The 15,954-nt window shown below is 72.3% G+C and carries 11 protein-coding genes; 6 read left to right on the forward strand and 5 right to left on the reverse strand.

The window, feature by feature from the left end; genetic code table 11:
* The first annotated feature begins 39 nt into the window (after positions 1 to 39).
* Complete coding sequence (locus tag HHX37_RS21090) at positions 40 to 1,113, forward strand: threonine aldolase family protein (protein WP_182886464.1); 1,074 nt, start codon at positions 40 to 42, stop codon at positions 1,111 to 1,113.
* A gap of 19 nt (positions 1,114 to 1,132) precedes the next feature.
* Here the strand turns inward: HHX37_RS21090 and HHX37_RS21095 are convergent, their stop codons facing one another.
* Positions 1,133 to 2,011, reverse strand: coding sequence for a helix-turn-helix domain-containing protein (locus tag HHX37_RS21095; RefSeq protein ID WP_310740465.1), 879 nt, complete (start codon positions 2,009 to 2,011; stop codon positions 1,133 to 1,135).
* Between the two features lie 129 nt (positions 2,012 to 2,140).
* On the opposite strand from HHX37_RS21095, the gene HHX37_RS21100 reads away from it, so the two are divergent.
* Positions 2,141 to 2,989 (forward strand): alpha/beta fold hydrolase, encoded by an 849-nt coding sequence (locus HHX37_RS21100; RefSeq protein WP_182886466.1) that lies wholly within the window; start codon positions 2,141 to 2,143, stop codon positions 2,987 to 2,989.
* Positions 2,990 to 3,038: 49 nt separating this feature from the next.
* Here the strand turns inward: HHX37_RS21100 and HHX37_RS21105 are convergent, their stop codons facing one another.
* Positions 3,039 to 3,707 carry a DUF305 domain-containing protein gene (locus HHX37_RS21105; RefSeq protein WP_182879196.1) on the reverse strand — a complete coding sequence of 223 codons (669 nt, stop codon included), beginning with the start codon at positions 3,705 to 3,707 and terminating at the stop codon, positions 3,039 to 3,041.
* Positions 3,708 to 3,812: 105 nt separating this feature from the next.
* Between HHX37_RS21105 and HHX37_RS21110 the strand changes: the two genes are divergently transcribed.
* Positions 3,813 to 4,484 (forward strand): DUF3105 domain-containing protein, encoded by a 672-nt coding sequence (locus tag HHX37_RS21110; protein ID WP_182879195.1) that lies wholly within the window; start codon positions 3,813 to 3,815, stop codon positions 4,482 to 4,484.
* A 28-nt stretch (positions 4,485 to 4,512) separates the two neighbouring features.
* Here the strand turns inward: HHX37_RS21110 and ald are convergent, their stop codons facing one another.
* Positions 4,513 to 5,631, reverse strand: a complete 1,119-nt coding sequence (ald, locus tag HHX37_RS21115; RefSeq protein ID WP_182886467.1) for an alanine dehydrogenase — start codon at positions 5,629 to 5,631, stop codon at positions 4,513 to 4,515.
* Between the two features lie 267 nt (positions 5,632 to 5,898).
* Between ald and HHX37_RS37820 the strand changes: the two genes are divergently transcribed.
* Positions 5,899 to 7,473 (forward strand): SecDF P1 head subdomain-containing protein, encoded by a 1,575-nt coding sequence (locus HHX37_RS37820; RefSeq protein ID WP_182886468.1) that lies wholly within the window; start codon positions 5,899 to 5,901, stop codon positions 7,471 to 7,473.
* A 111-nt stretch (positions 7,474 to 7,584) separates the two neighbouring features.
* Positions 7,585 to 8,286 carry a hypothetical protein gene (locus HHX37_RS21125; RefSeq protein WP_182886469.1) on the forward strand — a complete coding sequence of 234 codons (702 nt, stop codon included), beginning with the start codon at positions 7,585 to 7,587 and terminating at the stop codon, positions 8,284 to 8,286.
* A gap of 37 nt (positions 8,287 to 8,323) precedes the next feature.
* On the opposite strand, the gene HHX37_RS21130 is transcribed toward HHX37_RS21125, so the two are convergent.
* Positions 8,324 to 10,612, reverse strand: coding sequence for a xanthine dehydrogenase family protein molybdopterin-binding subunit (locus HHX37_RS21130; RefSeq protein ID WP_259406606.1), 2,289 nt, complete (start codon positions 10,610 to 10,612; stop codon positions 8,324 to 8,326).
* A 109-nt stretch (positions 10,613 to 10,721) separates the two neighbouring features.
* Between HHX37_RS21130 and HHX37_RS21135 the strand changes: the two genes are divergently transcribed.
* Positions 10,722 to 12,245: a PucR family transcriptional regulator gene (locus HHX37_RS21135; protein ID WP_182886470.1), complete on the forward strand. Its 1,524-nt coding sequence runs from the start codon at positions 10,722 to 10,724 to the stop codon at positions 12,243 to 12,245.
* 10 nt (positions 12,246 to 12,255) lie between these two features.
* Here the strand turns inward: HHX37_RS21135 and HHX37_RS21140 are convergent, their stop codons facing one another.
* Complete coding sequence (locus tag HHX37_RS21140; RefSeq protein WP_182886471.1) at positions 12,256 to 15,108, reverse strand: AfsR/SARP family transcriptional regulator; 2,853 nt, start codon at positions 15,106 to 15,108, stop codon at positions 12,256 to 12,258.
* Between the last annotated feature and the right edge of the window lie 846 nt (positions 15,109 to 15,954).

Below are 15,954 nucleotides of genomic sequence, written 5' to 3' on the forward strand. Positions count from 1 at the left end.
CCCGGCGCTGTTCCGCTGAGTGTTGTGGGGAGAGATTTCGTGACAACCGATGCCGTACGGCGGCACGACCCGGCGATCCGCACCTTCGCGAGCGACAACTACGCGGGAGTGCATCCGGAGATCCTGGAGGCGATCGCCCTCGCCAACGAGGGGCACCAGGTCTCCTACGGCGACGACGTCTACACCGAGGCGCTGCAGGGCGTCTTCCGCCGCCACTTCGGCGAGCAGGCCGAGGCGTTCCCGGTCTTCAACGGCACGGCGGCCAACGTGGTGTCGCTGCGGTCGATGTGCGCGCACTGGGAGGCGGTGATCTGCCCGGAGACCGCCCACGTCAACAACGACGAGGGCGGCGCCCCGGAGGTCGTCGGCGGGTTCAAGCTGCTGACCGTGCCCACCCCGGACGGGAAGCTGACGCCCGATCTCCTCGACCGGCAGGCGTGGGGCTTCGGCGACGTGCACCGGGCCCAGCCCCGGGCCGTGACGATCTCCAACGCGACCGAGGTGGGCACCGTCTACACGCCCGACGAGATCAGGGCGCTCTGCGACCACGCGCACGAGCTCGGCCTGGTCGTCCACCTCGACGGCTCGCGGCTCACCAACGCCGCCGCCGCTTTGGACGTGCCGCTGCGCGCCCTGACCACGGACGCGGGCGTCGACGTGCTGTCGTTCGGCGGCACCAAGATCGGGCTGATGCTGGGCGAGGCCGTCGTCGTGCTCAACCCGTCGGCGACCAGGGGCCTGCCGTACCTGCGGAAGACCGGCATGCAGCTGGCTTCCAAGATGCGGTTCGTGTCGGTGCAGTTCGAGGCGCTGCTCGCGGGCGACCTGTGGCTGCGCAACGCGCGGCAGGCCAACGCGATGGCCCGGCGGCTCGCCGCGGCCGTACGGGACCTGCCCGGCGTGACCGTGCCGCGGCCGGTCGAGGCCAACGGGGTCTTCGCGATCCTGCCCGCGGACGTGGCCGACCGGCTGCGCAAGCGGTTCCGGTTCTACAACTGGGACGAGCAGATCGGCGGGGGGATGATCGAGGTGCGGTGGATGTGCGCCTTCGACACCACCGAGGCCGACGTGGACGCCTTCGCCGCCGCGCTCGCCGAGGAACTGCGCGCCTAGGGAGTGCGTCTCCCCGGGATCAGGGACCTGGACTGCCGGCCGACGGGAGATCCGGTCTGGCGGGAGCCTCCCGGCCGGGCCATGCGATGTCGTCGACCGCCAGGAACGGCTCGCCCGCCACGTTCGCCGGGGTCACCCCGATGAACTCCATGACGTCTCGATGCAGATGGGACTGGTCGGCGTAGCCGGCCTCCACCGCGACCCGGGCCGCGCTGCCGCCCGCGACCAGGCGGTGGGCGGCGTGATCGAAGCGGACCAGCTTCGCGGCGCGCTTGGGCGGCAGGCCGATCTGCGCGTGGAATCGGGACCACAGGCGCTTACGGCTCCAGCCGAGCTCGGCGGCCAGCCGGTCGACCCGGACCAGGCCGCGGCCTCCGGCGATCCGGCGCCAGGCCCAGGCCACCTCAGGGTCCACCGGCCGCCCCGCCTCATGCCGGCGGGCCAGCAGCGCGCCGGTCAACGCGAAGCGATCCTCCCAGGAAGAGACGTCGGCCAGCCGCTCACGGATCCGCGACGCCTCCCGGCCCCACAGGTCGTCGAGGGCCACCACGGCGCCGTCGAGGTCGGCGGGGGAGACGCCCAGAATCGCGCGTGCGATGACCGGGGACAGGCGTACCTGCACGCACTCGACGTTCTCCCCCCGTGCCCAGGCCGCGCCTCCGGACCCGAGCCCGGGCCCCGCGACGAGGCTTCCGCGCTGCTGGCGCCCGGCGGCGTAGTCCACGACGGGCGAACCGGCGCCGAATTCCAGCAGCAGCGTCACGGCCGGGTGCGGGACCATCCGGAGCGCGTCCAGGTCACCGACGCGGAACCCGGCCATGGCGACACCGGCCACCCGGCCGGGCCCCCGCGGACAGGCGACGTCCCACACCGTCTCACCGTGCACGAAAGCCGACACGACCGCCAGGCTATGCCGAGCGCCGCGCGGACCGACCGGAGGGAACGACCGAGGGGAACGACCGGAGGGAACGACCGAGGGGAACATTCGTCCAAGACGCCCGCGCGCACCGGCGGCGACAGTGGGCGCATGACTGTTTCCGAAGGCGATCGGCGTGCGGAAGCCGAGACCACCGAAAGTTCGACGCTGTCCCTGGACGACGGCGACATCCACGTGTGCCAGGACGGCCCCCGCGACGCCCCGGCACTCCTGCTGATCCACGGGTCCGCCTCCTCGGCCCGCTCGTGGGACTCCCTGGTTCCGCTGCTGACCGGCTCGCATCGCGTCATCCGGATCGACCTGCTCGGGCACGGGCGGTCGGCCAAACCGGCCGGCCCGAGCTACGCGACCCCGGACCAGGGACGCCGGGCCGGCGTGGTACTGGACCGGCTCGGCGTCGAGCGCGCGATCGTGGTCGGTCATTCCAGCGGCGGCGCGGTCGCCACCGCTCTCGCCGAGCGACGCCCCGACCTGGTGATCGCGCTCGTGCTCATCAACACCGGACCCGGCATGGCCGCCTTCATCGCATCCGAGTCCGCCGCGATCGCACCGTCGCAGTGGCCGCCGGCCGACGAGCAGATCCGCCGGTTCGCGAGCACCGGTTTCAGCCGCGCGGGCTATCAGATCCCACAGGAGCTTCTGGACGAGGTACGCATGATGACCTACCACACGCTCACCGCGACGATGGTGGGCACCCGCGCCTACCTGGAGGAACAGGCGCTCCCGGAGCGGCTGACGGCCCTCGGCAAGCCGCTTTTGGTGATCTTCGGCGAGGACGACCGCAGGTGGCGATCCTCGTCCGCCGCCGGCTACCGGACGGTTCCGGGCGCGAAGGTCGAGTTGCTGCCCGGTCTCGGGCACTCGCCCATACTCGAGGATCCGGCGAGGACCGCCGGCCCCCTGCTGGCCTTCACGGCGATCCACGCCGGGAGGGGCTGAGGGCCCGGCCGCCGTCACCCCCAGCCGACGGCGGGCCGGCCGGGGAAGGTCACGGCGCGGGGAGGGGCTGGGCGCCGCGGGCGGCCAGGAACTCCTTCATCGTGCGGATCTCGGCGTTCTGGCTGTCGACGATGTGCTGGGCGAAGGCCCGCACCTCCTCCCGCGACGAGAGCCGGAGCAGGCCCTCGGCCATCTCCACCCCGCCCTGGTGATGGCGGATCATGAGCTGGAGGAAGAGGATCTCGGCGTCCTTGCCGGTGGCCGCCTTCAGCCTGTCCATCTCGGCGGGAGTGGCCATGCCGGGCATGGTCCCGCCGGGCGCCATGGCGGTGGCGGCCCCGCCGCCGTGGCCGTGCCCGGACATCCAGGCCATCGGGGGGCGGCTCGCACTCTGGTCCAGCCCCCACTGCTGCAGCCAGCCCATGAAAATTCCACGTTGCGTGCTCTGCGTCGTGATGATGTCGTACGCCAGGCCGCGCAGCGCCTGGTCGGAGGTCTTGTCGCGGAGGGCGAAGGACATCTCGACCGCCTGGGCGTGGTGGACCCCCATGTCCCGCGCGAACCCCGCCTCGGGGGAGGAGTCCGAGGGCGTTCCCTGCCTGGTGAAGAACACCACGAGCACCGCCGCCGCGAGCAGTACGGCGATCAGCCCGAGGACGGGGAAGGAGCGCCGGGGCGGGGAGGCGGTCTCCACCGAGGCGTCGAGGTCAGTGCTCATCGCCCACAGGGTACCGCCGCCAAACAAGATCTACCCGAAGTGGTAGGTATAGCCACTATTCTCCATACCCAGCGGGGGCGTCAGTGATCAGTGCTTGGAGGAGCGATGACCAAGGAGAAGGCGCAGGCGAGGCGTGAGCACCTCGCCCGCATGCGCGCCGACCAGAAGCGCAAGGAGCGGCGCGCCGCGCTTCTCATGTGGGGCATAGGCGGCCTCGTCATCGTGGTCCTGGTCGCTCTTGTCGCCGTCTGGGTGGTGAAGGACCGTTCGGGCAAGTCGCTCGGCGCGGTCAAGTCCTTCAACTACAAGGGCTCCGACCACTCCTGGGCGAAGGTGGACTACAAGGAGAACCCACCTGTCGGCGGCCAGCACAACTACTACTGGCAGAACTGCGGTATCTACGACAAGCCCATCCACAACGAGCACGGCGTCCACTCGCTGGAGCACGGCGCGGTGTGGATCACGTACCGTCCGGACCTGCCTAAGGCGGAGGTCGACAAGCTGAAGACCATCGCCTCGGCCGACTACATGCTGCTGAGCCCGTACCCGAACCTGCCGGCCAAGGTCGTCGCCTCCTCGTGGGACCACCAGATCACCCTCGACGGTGCTGAGGACCCCCGCCTGCCGGAGTTCGTGAAGAAGTACAAGCAGAACCCGACCTACACCCCCGAGTACGGCGCGTCCTGCACGGGCGGCGTCGGCACCACCTCCGAGCAGCCGCTCCCGCCGCCGCAGGCGGAGACCAGCCAGGAGCCGATGCCCAGCGCGTCCCCCTGACCGGGGTGGTAGCCCCTCCTGGAGGGACTCAGGGAACCAGCAGGCGGTCCACGGGCACGGCTTCGAGCCCGTGGGCCTCGGCCACCGGGCGGCTCGCGAGGTGGCCCTGATGGGTGCTCAGGCCGAGGGCGAGCGCGGGATCGGCGGTCAGCGCCCCGCGCCAGCCCAGGTCGGCGATCGACAGCGCGTACGGAAGCGTCACGTTGGTCAGCGCGTACGTCGAGGTGTGCGGCACCGCCCCGGGCATGTTGGCCACGCAGTAGAACACCGAACCGTGCACCCGGTAGACCGGGTCGGCGTGCGTGGTCGGCCGGGTGTCCTCGAAACAGCCGCCCTGGTCGACGGAGATGTCGACGAGCACCGACCCCGGCTTCATCCGGGCCACGAGATCGTTGCTCACCAGGGTCGGCGCCTTCGCGCCCGGCACGAGCACCGCGCCGATCACCAGATCGGCGTCCACCACCGCCCGCTCGACCTCGTACGCGTTGGACGCGACGGTCTGGCAGTCGCCCCGGAAGACCAGGTCTGCCTGGCGCAACCGGTCGACGTCTCGGTCGAGCAGCAGCACCTGGGCCCGCATGCCGACGGCGACGGCGGCGGCGTTCATGCCGGACACCCCCGCGCCGATCACCACGACCTTGGCCGGATAGGTGCCGGGGACGCCGCTCATCAGCACCCCCCGCCCGCCGCCCTGCCGCATGAGGTGGTAGGCGCCCACCTGGGGAGCCAGCCGCCCGGCGACCTCCGACATCGGCGCGAGCAGCGGCAGCGTGCGGTCGGGCTGCTGCACGGTCTCGTACGCGATGCCGGTGACGCCCGCCTCCAGCATGGCCCGGGTGCACGGCTCCGATGCGGCGAGGTGGAGATAGGTGAACAGCACCTGGCCCGCGCGCATCCGGTGGTACTCGTCCGGTTCGGGCTCCTTGACCTTCAGGATCAGGTCGCCCTCCGCCCACACCTCGTCGGCGGAGTCGAGGATCGTCGCCCCCGCGGCGGCGAAGTCCTCGTCGGGGATCGCCGACCCCCGTCCGGCGTCCTGCTCCACGACGACCTGGTGGCCTTTGCGGACGAACTCGTTGGCCCCGGCAGGGGTGAGCGCGACGCGATACTCATGGGTCTTGATCTCTCGGGGCACTCCCACCTTCATGTTCTCACTGTCTGCTCCCCGTGTTTGCCCTGGCAGCGGGCAACGAGCAACAATTTGGCTGGCATTCATGACAAATGGTCAGGATTGGAAGCCACTGAACCGCATATGGTCGCCCGGTTACCTACCGTTGGCATAGGTCGGTAGGCTCTGCGAGCGATGTCAGGGATCGAGGTGGGGATGCAGAACGCGCCCGTGCCGGGAGACGAGGAACCCGGTCCGCGGCCCGGCGGACCGACCCCGGGGACTGAGACGGCACCGTTGCAGAGCGTGGCAGGCCCGGACGACGCCGGCGGTGTGCCCGCCGGGACGTACGGCCGGCCCGGCGGCAGGCACGCCGCACCGTACGGCCCGCCCGGCGGCAGCCACGCCGCGGAGTACGGCGTGCCCGGAGACGGACCGGGCGCGGCCGGCGACCCGTACGGCCCGCAGGAGATCCCGCCGGACGGGTTCGGGCAGACCGAGGTGATCGGCGCCGTTCCCGGCGTGGGCGGCGACCCGTACGGTCCCCGCGTGACCGATGACCCGTACGGGGTCGCGGGCCTCCCCGACGACGGCTTCCGCGACGCGGAGGTACCCGCGGGGCTCGGCGCGCCCGGGCATCCCGGCGCCGGTGAGCCGGACGACCTGCCCCCCGGCGTGTTCGCCGACGTTCCTCCGGGCGTCCCCCTCGACGTTCCTCCCGGCGTTCCCGTCGAGGTGCTCGCCGACCTTCCTCCCGTTCCGTCCGACGTCGTGGTCGAGGTGGTCGAGGAGGCTCCGGCCGATGTGCCCCTCGACGCGCCCGCCGGCCCCGCGGCTCCGGAGGGGCCGTCGGAGCCGCGCGCGGCGAGGGGGACGACGATCGCCCTCGTGGCGGCGCTCGTGACGGTGGTCGTGATGTCCGGCGTCCTCGGGGCGGTCGCGGTCCTGATGACCCGCAATCCGGACGCGCCCCCGCTCAAGCAGACGCCTGTCCACACGTTGACCACCCCCGTGCACTTCGCCCCGGTCACCGGGGTGCGGCCAGCGCCCTGCGAGGGGACCGACGCGATCCCGGACGACAAGGGAACCACCTGCTACCTGCTCGACCCGGGCGTCACGGTCAAGACCGTGCAGAAGATCGAGGAGGTGCCCGACAACGACGGCACCTATTCGGTCCGGCTCGTGCTGTCGCCGTCGAGCCGGGAGGAGATCGCCCAGCTCACCCGGGACACCGTCAAGCAGCAACTCGCGGTCGTGGTGGGCGAGAAGGTCGTCGCGGCGCCCCGCGTCGCCCAGGAGATCACGCAGGACAGCCTCGGCATCGCGGGCTTCGACAAGGCGCAGGCCGACGCGATCATCGGGTTGCTGACCGGAGGATCGGCCCCCGCGGGCCAGCAGCAGAACCCCACGCCCGGCGCCGGCCAGCCGGACGGAACCCAGCAGGGCGGAACTCAGCCAGGCGGGACTCAGCCAGGCGGGACTCAGCCGGGTGGGACTCAGCCGGGTGGAACCCAACCCGGTGGAACCCAGCCGGGTGGCACGCAACCGGGCGGAACCCAGCCGGGCCTCGACCAGTCCGGCACCAACCAGAACGCCCCTCAGCCCGGCTCGACCCCGCCCGGCGTCTCCCAGCAGAACGGCGGGCAGGGCACGATCAGCTCCGGCTCCCGCACCGGCGCCGCGCAGCCCGGTGCCACGCAGGCCGCTCTCACCTCGGCGGGCGCGGGCACCGGTGGAGGGAACGGTGGCCGGTACGCCTCGTGCAAGGAGGCGAAGGCCCACGGCGCCGGGCCGTACACGAAGGGCCGTCACCCCGAGTACGACTGGTACGTCGACGTCGACCACGACGGCGTCGCCTGCGACCCCGACGACATGGTCTGACCCTCACCCCGTCAGGCATACGGCGCGACGGGAACGCCCGCCGGGGCTGTCCGGCGGGCGTGCAAGCCGCGGGCAATCGGGGTGCAAGCAGAGCCCGGTAGCGTGCGGAGCGTGTCAGCACCATGGTTGCGAGGCGTGGCCGGTCCGGCCGTCGCCGCCGCGTTGCTTCTCCCCGCCGCTCCGGCGCTCGCGCACTCCGCGCACTCCGCCGCGCACTCCACTGCGCAGGCCCCGGCCCCGTCCGCCGCACAGGCGGCGTCCACGGGGCTCAGGCCCGCGCCCGCGTCGGTCGCCAAGAAACTCTTCGGCGCGTGGCTGCGCCGGGACCGCCACGCGGCCTCCCGGGTCGCCACCGCCGGCGCGGTCTCCACGATCTTCGCCTACCCCTTCCGGGCCCCGGACAGGTTCGCGGGCTGCACCGGAGGGCGCGACTGCCGGTTCGTCCACACCAGCGTGAACGTCCCGGGCGGGCTCGACGGCATCCTGATGGTCGTCTCGGGCTCGAAGGTCGTGAAGGTGTACGAGTCCCGGCACCTCGTCAAGCCGTCCGCCGCGGCCACCCACCTCTTCAAGGCGTGGCGCGCGGGCGACCGCTACCGGGGTCTGGAGGCCGCCACGAACAGGGCCGTCACCACGCTCTTCCGGAACAGGTTCGACCCCAAGGGCGTGGCCTACATCTTCCAGGGCTGCAACCGCGACTCGAAGGGCTACAGCTGCGCCTACTCCTACGAGGGCGGCGCGATGTTCATGCGGCTGGGCGGCTCGAAGGCCCGCGGCTACGAGGTGACCTCCATCGGCTACATCGCCGACTGAGCCCGCGAGCGGACCGAGCCGGCGAGCCGGCCGGTCCTCAGGGCCGGGAGGCCGGCACGAGGGCGATGTCCTCGGGCCGGATCGGCACCCGGGAGAGATCCAGGCCCGTCGCGGCCCTGACGGCGGCGGCCACGGCCGGGGTCGACGACAGCGTGGGCGGCTCGCCCGCCCCGCGCAGCCCGTACGGCGCGTGCGGGTCGGGGTTCTCCAGGATCGACAGCCGCATCGGCGGCATGTCGAGGATGGTGGGGATCAGGTAGTCGGTGAACGAGGGATTGAGCACCCTGCCCTCGCTGACCTGGATCTCCTCCATCAGCGCGAGCCCCAGGCCCTGCGCCGAGCCGCCGTGGATCTGCCCTTCGAGGGCGAGCGGGTTGAGGATCTTCCCCACGTCCTGCACGGCGGCCAGTTCGACGACCCTGACCAGGCCGAGATCCACGTCGACGTCGACCACCGCGCGATGCACGCACAGCGCGAGCTGGGTGTGGGAGTTCCCCTGGCCGGTGACCGGGTCCATCGGGAAGGTCGGCCGGTGGCGGAACTCCCGGGTCTCCTCCACCGGCCCGGACCGCTCCAGCACCTCAGAGAGCGACAGCCCGGGATGCGCCGCGCGCAGCGCGCCGAGGCGTTCCCGCACCGCCACGCAGGCGGCCCGGACGGCCCCGCCCGTGACGTACGACTGGCGGGACGCCGAGGACGACCCGGCCGAGCCGACCGCGGTGTCCGCCGGGGCGACGGTGACCCGCTCGATGCCCAGCTCCGTACGGGCGATCTGGGCCTGCACGGTGACGAGGCCCTGCCCCACCTCGGCGGCGGCGGTGTGCACGAGCACGTGCGGCTCGTCACCGGCGAGCTCGACCCGCACCCGCGCCGTCGAGTAGTCGTCGAAGCCCTCGGAGAAGCAGATGTTCTTGATGCCGACGCCGTAGCCCACGCCCCGCCGCACGCCCTCGCCGCGCGTCGCCTGGGCCACACCGCCCGGCAACAGGCGCAGGTCGGGCCCGGCGCCGTCCGCTCCCGCGCCGTCCGGGCCGACGGGCGGCGGCTCGGCGGGTAGCGGCATCGCGGCCAGTTCGGCGAGCATCTCCGCGAGCGGCGCGGGGCTGTCGATCAGCTGCCCGGTGGCCAGCCGCGATCCCTGCGACACCGAGTTGCGGACCCGGATCTCCACCGGGGACAGCCCGCAGGCCGCCGCGAGCCGGTCCATCTGCGACTCGTACGCGTAACAGGCCTGCACCGCCCCGAACCCGCGCATCGCGCCGCAGGGCGGGTTGTTGGTGTAGACGCCGTACGCGTCGATCCAGACGTTGTCCACCTCGTACGGCCCGACGCCGAGGGAGGCGGCGTTGCCGACCACGGCGGGCGTGGACGAGCAATAGGCCCCGCCGTCGAGCAGGATCTCGGCCCGCACGTAGACGAGCCGCCCGTCGGCGGTCGCGCCGTGCTCGTACCTCATCCGGGCGGGATGCCGGTGGACGTGGCCGAAGAACGACTCCTCGCGGCCGTACACCATCTTGACGGGGCGGCCGGTCCGCAGCGCCAGCATCGAGGCGTGGACCTGCATCGACAGGTCCTCTCTCGCGCCGAACGCGCCGCCGACCCCGGCGAGCGTCAGGCGCACCCTCTCCGCCGGCAGGCCCAGGCACGGAGCCACCTGACCCTGGTCGACGTGCAGCCACTGTGTGGCGACGAACAGGTCCACCCCGCCGTCCTCGGCGGGCACGGCCAGTCCCGACTCCGGACCGAGGAAGGCCTGGTCCTGCATGCCGACCTCGTACTCGCCGGTGACGACCACCTCGGCCTCGAAGGTGCTCCCCACCCTGACCGGCTGGTGCCGTACGACGTTGCCCCCGGGGTGGACGGCCGGGCAGGACGGGTCGAAGGCGGCGCGGCGGGGGTCGACGACGGACGGCCGCACCTCGTAGTCCACGACGATCGCGGCGGCGGCCCGGCGCGCGGTCTCCGGATGGTCGGCGGCCACGATCGCCACGGGCTCGCCCTGGTAGCGGACCTGGTCGATCGCCAGCACCGGCTGGTCCCGGTGCTCCAGCCCGTAGAACCTCTCACCGGGGACGTCCTCGTGGGTCAGCACGGCGAACACGCCGGGCATCGCGAGGGCGGGGCCGACGTCGACCGAGCGGATCCACGCCGACGGGTGCGGGCTGCGCAGGGTGGCGCCCCAGAGCATGCCCTCCAGCCACAGATCCGAGGAGTAGGCGAACTCCCCGCTCACCTTCAGCCTGCCGTCCGGGCGCGGCACGCTCTCGCCGAGCCCCGAACCCGGCCCCGAGGGGCGCTGGGTGTCCGTCGTCATCGGCCGCGTCATGCTCGTAGTACAGCAACCGGACCGGGCCCCGGCCTATCGGCGTGGTCATGGGAAACGGGACGGCGGACGGGGTCGATGCTTGTACATACCTCCAAATAGGCTGTCGGTCGTGCTGCTTCGTGATCTGCTCTCCGCCCCGGAGCTGCGGCTCGTCCTGCTGACGGGCGACGAGACGCCCGAGCGCGAGATCAGCGGCGTGCTCATCACCGACCTGCCCGACCCCCGGCGCTACCTGTCGGGAGGCGAGCTGGTGCTGACCGGGCTCATGTGGCGGCGGTCTCCCGGCGACTCCGCGCGGTTCGTGGCCGCCCTCGCGGAGGCGGGGGTGGCCGCGATCGGCGCGGGCGACGCGCGGCTCGGCATGGTGCCCGACGACCTGGTGGCGGCCTGCCGCGAGCACGGCCTGCCGCTGCTGGAGGTGCCCGTCGAGGTGTCGTTCGGCGCCGTCACCGACTTCGTGGGCCGGCGCGTCGCCGCCGTGCAGGCCGGTGACCTGCGCGGCGCTCTCGGGCGGCACCGCAGGATCGTGGCGGCGGTGGCCGAGGGAGCGGGGCTGGGGGAGCTGTTCGCGCTCGTGGAGACCGAGCTCGGCGTCACGGCCGCCGTGGTGTCCGCCTGCGGTTCCGTCGTCGCGGGCGCCCTGCCCGAGGACCAGGCCGTACGGCTGGCCCGCGACTACCTCGCCGCCGTCCGCCTGCCCGTGGTGGTGGACCGCGGCGGGCGGTTCACGCTGTTCGCCGTGGACCGCGCGCACCGGGCCGCCGGCTGGGCCCTCGTGTGCCGGGGCGAGGTCGACGCGGAGATCGGCTTCGAACTGGCGGCCTGCGTCGCGCTGGAGCGCACCCGGGCCGAGGCGGGCCGGCGGGTGGAACGGCGGCTGGCCGAACAGCTGATCGCCCTGGCCTGCTCGGGAGGGGAGCCGACGGAGCTGTCGGCGCGGCTGCGGACCTGCGGCGTCGACCCGGCGGAGCCGTACGCGCTGGTCGCCGCGGCGGCGAGCCGGCGCGGGGCGACCGACGGCCCCGACCCCGCCCTGCTGGGCGGCCAGGTCGTGGAGGAGCTGCTGGACCGGCGGGTGGTGGCGGTGGCCGGGGCGGACGCGTCGGTGACGCTGGTCCCGCTGCGCGGCGACGCGTACGGCGACGACCGCGACGCCCTCGCGGAGCGGCTGCGCGACCGGGCGGCGGTGATCGCGGCCGGGCTGCCGGCGCTCACCGTGTCGGTGGGGGTGAGCGGGGCGCTGACCGGCCCGCAGGCCATCCGGGGCGGGGTGGAGGAGGCGGGCCACGCCCGGCGGCTGGCCGCGGCGCGCGGCGGGGGAGTCGTCACCGGCGACGAGATCTACACGCACGCGCTGCTGCTGGCGACCACGCCGGGCGAGGTGCGGTCGTCCTTCGCCGAGCGGCTGCTCGGGCCGCTGTTCGACTACGACCGGCGGCACGGCGCCGAGCTGGTGCGCACGCTCGGCGCGTTCCTCGACTGCACCGGTTCGTGGAACGCCTGCGCCGAGCGCCTGCACGTCCACGTCAACACGGTGCGTTACCGGATCAGGCGGGTCGAGGAGCTGACCGGCAGGGACCTGTCGTCGATGGCCGACCGCGTCGACCTCTTCCTCGCCCTGCGCGCCGGGTAGCCCGCCGCGGTCAGCGGCTCAGCGCCTCCTCCGCGGAGCGCGGCGGCGTGACCTCCACCCCGGGGAACGCCTCCCCGATCTCGCGAAGCTCGTCCTCCGCCTGACGGCGTAGCTGCTCGTCCCCGGACCGCTGCCCGATGGCCAGCGACTCCAGGGCACAGCGCAGTGCCGGGTCGGGCTCACCGAGCAGGCGATGCGCCTTCGCCAGCCTGCCGAGCAGATGGCCTTCACGTCCTCGCTGGCCGCTCTCGCGGGAGAGGCGCAGGCCGCGTTCCAGGTAGTCCCTGGCGGTCGGCGGATCGCCCCGGTCCAGACACAGCTCGCCGAGGAAAAGAAGGCTCATGGACTCGTGATGCCGGTCCCCGGCGACTCGAGCGAGTCCGAGTGCCTGTTCGAGCAGGCTCATCGCCGCGGCAGTGTCGCCCAGACCTCGGCGTGCGCTCCCCGCCATGAGCAGGGAGTGCCGCTCTCCCACCGCGGAACCGATCTCCTGGGCGATAGCGTTCTGCACTTCGGCGCTCTCTAAAGCTTCCGCGTACCGCCCGATCTCGATCTGCGCCACGCTCAGGTTACCCAGGGCACGCATCTCGCCGAACCGGTCGCGCAGTGTGCGTCGCAGTTCGAGCTCGGTCTCCTGATGCGGTACAGCCTCATCCAGCTGTCCGAGGTTCCCGAGCGCTCCGGCGATCTGGCCGTGTGCGAGAGCCTGCATGTCCAGATCATCCGCACGTCTCCCGACGAGGAGCGTCTGACGGCTCAGTTCGAGTTGCTCTCTGTAACGCGCCTCACGGATGAGCTGCCAGGAAAGAGCCAACCCTACGTAGGCTCCGAGGCGGGTGATCTCGTCGTCCTCGCTCGCCATCGCCTGAGAGGCGGTGGAGATGACATGTGCCAGCTCCTTGCCCAGCCAGGCTCTGGCCTCGGCCGGGGTACTCAGCGTCAGCGGGCGCTGCGGCACATCGGGCCAGGGAAGGTGCACGCGGTGCGGATCGAGCAGGGTGCTGGCATGACGTGAGGTCGCGCCGTAGAAGCCGAGCGCCCGCATGAGCGCGTCCTTGCGCGCCTGCGGCGTGAGGCGGGCGTCCGCGAGTTCGATCGTGAACAGCCTCACGAGGTCGTGCGGCTGGTAACGGCCGGCTTCGCCGGTCTCCAGCAGATGCGCCCGCACGAGGCGGTCGAGGGCGCGTTCGGCGGCGTCGGCGGGCTCGCCGACGAGGGCGGCCACCACGTCGGCGGTCACGCTCGCCACGTGCAGGACGCCGAGATGACACAGCGTCCGCGCGGCCAGCCGATCGAGCGCGCCACCGCGGGCGAGCGCCTCGTAGCTGAGCTCCAGACTGGACCGCACGGCGATCTGGCCCGACTCCAGCTCGTGCAGCGTGCGCCGCCGGTCCTCCAGCCTCCCGCCGAGGTCCCGTACGCTCCAGTCCGGTCGCTCGCCGAGCCGTGCGGCGGCCAGGCGCAGGGCGAGCGGCAGCCCGCCGCACAGCTCGACCAGATGGGCCGCGGCGGCCGGATCTCCCGAGATGCGCTCCGCCCCGACGAGCTTCGACAGGACGGTGACCCCCTCGGACCGCCGCATCCTGCGGAGGACGATCCGCACGCAGTCGTCGGCCACGGCGAAGGACTCCCGGCTCGTGATGAGCACGGTGTTGCCCGACGGCAGGCCCAGCAGGGAACGGACCTGCTCCGGCCCGGCCGCGTCGTCGAGCAGGATGAGGGTCCTGCGGCCCTCCAGCCGATCGCGCAGCACCGCCGCGGCCTCTTCCTCCTCGGACGGCACGGCCTTGCCCTCCAGGCCGAGCGCACGCAGGAGCCTGCCGAGTACGCCGATCGGCTCCAGACGCTCTACCCCTGGCGTCGCTCCCAGGAGGTTCACGTAGAGCTGGCCATCAGGGACCGCGTGGGCCGCGGTGTGCGCGGCATGGACGGCCAGGGCAGATTTGCCTGTTCCGGGGGCGCCGGTGATCGCGACCACGGCCTGTGGGACGCCGCCGTCCCAGGGGGTGAGCAGCGATCGCAGGCGGACCAGCTCCTCGACCCGGCCCACGAAGCCGGTGACCGCGCGCGGAAGCTGACGTGGCGGCCGAGCCCCGGGACCGGCGTCGGTCGTCACGCTCCGCTCCGGGTCCAGGGAGGGGTCGGCCCGCAGGATCAGTTCGTACCGCTCGCGCAGGGCCTCGCCGGGGTCCAGACCGAGCCGCTCGGCGAGCAACCGCTTGACGTCCAGGTAGGTGTCGAGCGCGTCGGCCTGCCTGCCCGATCGATAGAGCGCCAGCATGAGCAGGTCACGGGTCCGCTCCCGCAGGGGAGCCTCCGTGACCAGTTCGGTGAGGGCCGTCACAGCCTCCTGGTGCAGTTCCAGATCGAGCATCGCGCCGGCCCGGTCCTCCAGAGCCGTCAGGCGCAACTCCTCCAGCCGGACCCGCTCGGCCTCGGCGAAGGGGCCGGGCACGCCGCAGAGGGCGGGACCCGACCAGCAGTCCGAGGCGGCGTCCAACGTCCGCAGGACGCCACGCGGATCCTCCGCGGCCTGGAGCCGCCGGGCCTCGGCCAGGTGGCGTTCGAAGTCGCCGACGTCCGCCTCCACGGCCCCGCGTTCAAGCACATAGCCCCGCGATCGGGAGATCAGGGTGCTGTAGGGGCCGCGCCGGCCCGGCGCCCTCTCCAGCGCCCGCCGCAGACCGGCGATGTAGGTGTAGACGCTCTGTTCGGCGGTGTTCGGCGGACGATCCCCCCAGAGCCCGCCGATCAGCGTGTCCTTGGTGACGACCCGTCCCGCGCGGGCGGCGAGGACACACAGGGCCGCACGCTGCAGCGGCGGCCCGAGGTCGACGGTCCGGCCCTCGCGCCACGCCGCCACGGGCCCCAGTAGCTGCAGACGATACGGTGACCGCTGGGACGTCTCACGCTCATTCGCGTTATCCATACGTCGTCGGACTCCATGCCGTAACGGAACAGACGCGTTCTGTGGAAGTCCGTCAGGGCCGGTTGAAGGGGCGGGTAGTTCGTAACCGCACCTCAACGCATCCCCCGACGTTCCTCGCTACTACCGCATTACGAGGCCATCCCCGTGTTCGCCGTCGTGGTGGGCCTTACTTCCCCCAGTTTGACAGAACTCCAAATATGCCACTACATATCTAGATTCCGTCTAGATACGAAGACGCCGTGGCCCAGTCCGGCGACGGCGCGGAACAGGGGCGGTTCTCGTGTGCACGAGGCAACGCCCGGCGGAAGCGGGGCGCCGGGCACGGGTCGCCGAAGCGACGGTTTGATGGCTTCTGTGCCGCTACGTGAGCTAAGGCCGGCGTAGGGGTGCTTCGCGGAGCTGAGACGCGACAGGCCGGGCCATGGAGGAGGGCCGGGAGACGCGTGTGGCGCTCGCCGTCCGATGGCCGGACGGAAAGTGCCTCCATCCGGATCCGCCAAATAGAAGAAAGTCGACCCTATTAATATCCCGCCGAATATGATGTCGGCGTTGCTGGGGGTCGGTGATCGATAATCCCCGTGGAAACGTTTTTCAGTGATACGGGGACCGGTAGAGCAATTCCCGGTTTGACTCGATCGGCTGAATGGGTCGTAAATGCATCCTCGAATGCGACGGCGCCGCGACGGCCGTAATTTTCGATGGGAGCGCCGGGGCGTCGGAGGGGGTGTGATGTCGGGCAGTATCTGATCTTCGTCTCCGGCGTCCCGGCACGGGCTACCA

The sequence above is a fragment of the Microbispora sp. H10885 genome (assembly GCF_014161415.1).
Lineage (GTDB): Bacteria > Actinomycetota > Actinomycetes > Streptosporangiales > Streptosporangiaceae > Microbispora > Microbispora triticiradicis.